This is a genomic window from Pseudoalteromonas sp. MelDa3 (assembly GCF_002863625.1).
Classification (GTDB): Bacteria; Pseudomonadota; Gammaproteobacteria; order Enterobacterales; family Alteromonadaceae; genus Pseudoalteromonas; species Pseudoalteromonas arctica.
On the sequence record NZ_PJBR01000167.1, the window covers coordinates 1 to 3,424 of the forward strand.

Here is a 3,424-nt window from a genome sequence, read left to right on the forward strand (position 1 = left end):
GACCTATCGCTAGCGAAGTTATTTTCAATTTCATGGATGTATACCTTGTTTTAAAGTTGAATATTAACATCGAGCAGCAACAATTTATAAAATTACAGCTACCCAAAAACTACATTGTAAATTTTTTAGTCTAATTCTATAACTGATCCGCTGTAGCGGCTTAACCATTTCCCCGTACGCTTACATTCTACGAATTCATCTTTGGCTTGATGCATTTCTTCAAACGCTTTAGCAAGGCGAGTATCTTTAATTTTGAACAGTTGGCAATAATCTGCTGACGCATATTCGACAGTAACGAACAAGAAGCGACGTATATGAATGCCCACTAAACTGGCAACATAAGTATAAAATGCTTGCTGTAGGTCGTATTTCAACGAGCGCATTTGTCTCGAAAAATCATCTGGATTAGCAGAGCGAGTAGTTTTTACATCAGCCGCTTCATCGTCAAACCTAAGCCAATCGAATTTAACCTTCAAAAGTAAACCTGAACGTGGACAGCGTGAAATAATGGCAACCTCTGGTAAGCCATAATTAATGTATGCATCAGCTTGAGGTTCATTTTTTAAAGATTTAACAATTCGTATAGCGCTATCCCACACTTGGCCATCAACACCCAGCTTACCGCCATACAATGTTTTTTCTTCGCCTTCTATTACTTCGGTGCTTTGTGCGCCCTCTTTTTCGCGATTAAGTCGTAGTAAATGTTCAAAAACTCTAGCATTTGGATCGTGTTTAACCAATCGCTCAGCTTTAACAGCCTTAGTTCCTGTTGTTTTTAGATTATGCTTTTCCAGCTCAGCTTTAATTTGCGCCTCAGTATGCAATGCATCGGGCTCATCAATAGGTAGTAATTCTCTAAAGTATTTATTGTAAAAGTCTTCTGGCTCAAGAATTAGCTCATGGCCAAGTGTACCTGCATCTAATGTGCGTTGAGTTTGAAGCGTGCGCTTAACTTCAATACCTGATAAATATCTACGGTAGTAATGAGGCGGTGATTCCTTGAATTCTTTAAGTTGAGATGAGCTTAAAGCAGGCAGACTATGGTACAAATCGTTAGGCATATTAATGTAAATGCCTTCAATTAACTCCCCTTTAGAATCAACATAATTAGGCTCGCCATTAGCATCGAAAGCTTCTATGGCTTTTTCTACCCAATTACTTAACTTAGGTGCAAATTCTTCATTAGAGATAGCTTCTTGAATCTCATCAAGACCATAACTTAATTGTTTTGCTGCTGACATTGGTTTAACCCTTTAACTATTTATGCCGACCATAATGCCATAGATAGAAATTCAGGCTACTAACCTAGAATTGCATATTAATCAGGTAGTTAATCTTGCTATAAGCTAAACTTAATCAGTACGAATTTCATAGAGTATATAATATTGATTACACAATTATGGTGTTACACACCAAGATTATGTAACGCATGCGGCGTTAAACACACAATTATGGTGTTGCACACCAAGAATATGTAAAGGGCACGGTATTGAACACACAATCATGGTGTCATACACCAGGAATATGTAACGTGAACGGTATTGAACACACAATCATGGTGTCGCACACCAAGAATATGTAATGTGCACGGTATTGAACACACAATCATGGTGTCGCACACCAAGAATATGTAATGTGCACGGTATTGAAGACACTATTATGGTGTCACACACCAAGAATATGTAACGTGTACTGTATTGAACACACAATCATGGTGGCACACACCAAGAATATGTAACGTGTATGGTATTGAAGACACAATTATGGTGTCGTACACCAAGAATATGTAACGTGTATGGTATTGAACACACAATTATGGTGTCGTACACCAAGAATATGTAACATATACGGCATTGATTACATAATTATGGCGTCGCACACCAAGAATATGTAACATATACGGCATTGATTACATAATTATGGTGTCGTACACCAAGAACATGTAACGGTAAATCTTAATTTCACAATCACGGTGTGGAACACCAAGATGTATTGTGTAAGGTATTGAACACATATTTATGGTGTCTCATACCAAGAAGATGTAATGTAACTAGTATCGATTACACAATCATGGTGTGAGACACCAAGAATATGTAATGTACAAAGCATTGAATACACAATCTTGGTGTAAAATATTACATTATTAGATTAAAATTATTTAGAACCCAACAATACTGGCGTCCGACTATGAGTAAAAAGCTAAGTGATATACCTATTTCAAGAACTAACTTACCTAAACATATTAAGCAAGGTCATAAATTGGTATTTAGTCGGAAAGACTTATCACCACGCGAGGCCGATTTATTTGCTCTAATGATGGCTCAAATGAAAAGCTCTGACTGGGTTAAATCAACACCACAATACACTTACACTGCCAACCAATTATCTGAATGGTTAAACATTGATTCTAAACATATTGGTTCGGTGTTAGCTCCTGCTGCAGAAAGGCTTGCAGGTTATAAAGTGGGCATCAAAATTGAATCTGAAACGGAAGATGATGAATTCGATTACAAACCTCTATTCAAAAATATCAAATATAAAAAGGGACTATTAACGATGGTTCCTAATGACATGCTTGAGAGTGAATATATTGAATATCACCATGGGTTCGCACTGATAACTACAAAAACATTTTTAGATCTAAAGCAAGAGTATTCTAAGAGGCTTTACGAGTTGCTAAGCCGCTTTAAAAAAGATGGATTTGAGATGCATTTTATTAAGGTTGATATACTCAAAGGCTTATTTGGATTACTCGATGAAAGAGGAAAACTAAAAAAGAATAAAAGCTCATTTAAAAACAATGGTGTTTTTATGCAGCGATGCATAAGAGATAGCATTGATAGATTAAGCAATCACCCTATAGTTAGGAAAGAGCTGCTATTTCTGGAAAGTAAAACAGGTGATATTGGGTATGAAGTTAAAACACAAGGAAATCGCATATCTGAAATTAAATTTCTTATCAAATGGCATGAGAAAGGCACGTACCATGAGCTGAACACCCAAGACGCTCTACAAACAGTGAAAGAAATGATTGCAAAAAAAGTTACTCTTAAAGAGAAACTTAGTGTTCCCGAGTTAACTAAACTTATGATGGCATATCGTTATTTAGAAATAGATGAAGAAGCGGATAAAGTAGAAAAAGCATTACAATCTTATACAGAAAAAGAAAATGTAGAAAAGACTGTAACTGAAGATGAAAAGAGTGAGCTTGAGTCACTATTAGAGTTAACTAAAGATCTGGATTACTAAAATTTAGACACCATAAATGTGTTAACTAAAAACCGGTTAAGTGATCAGCAACACCAGTATTGTGATCAGTAACACCAGTATTGTGATCTCGACCACCAACTTTGTGATCACCATCACCATAATTAAGATCTAAATGGTCTTTTTTTACTTTTAAAATCAACTACATATAAACCCT

Annotated in this window: 2 protein-coding genes; one reads left to right on the forward strand and one right to left on the reverse strand. The window is 36.0% G+C overall.

Translation table 11 applies throughout. The features are described 5' to 3' along the window. Positions 1-125: 125 nt before the first annotated feature. Complete coding sequence (locus CXF89_RS18665; protein WP_121955434.1) at positions 126-1,241, reverse strand: PD-(D/E)XK nuclease-like domain-containing protein; 1,116 nt, start codon at positions 1,239-1,241, stop codon at positions 126-128. A gap of 946 nt (positions 1,242-2,187) precedes the next feature. Between CXF89_RS18665 and CXF89_RS18670 the strand changes: the two genes are divergently transcribed. Further along, positions 2,188-3,249 carry a replication initiation protein gene (locus tag CXF89_RS18670; RefSeq protein WP_024591264.1) on the forward strand — a complete coding sequence of 354 codons (1,062 nt, stop codon included), beginning with the start codon at positions 2,188-2,190 and terminating at the stop codon, positions 3,247-3,249. The last annotated feature ends 175 nt before the right edge of the window (positions 3,250-3,424 follow it).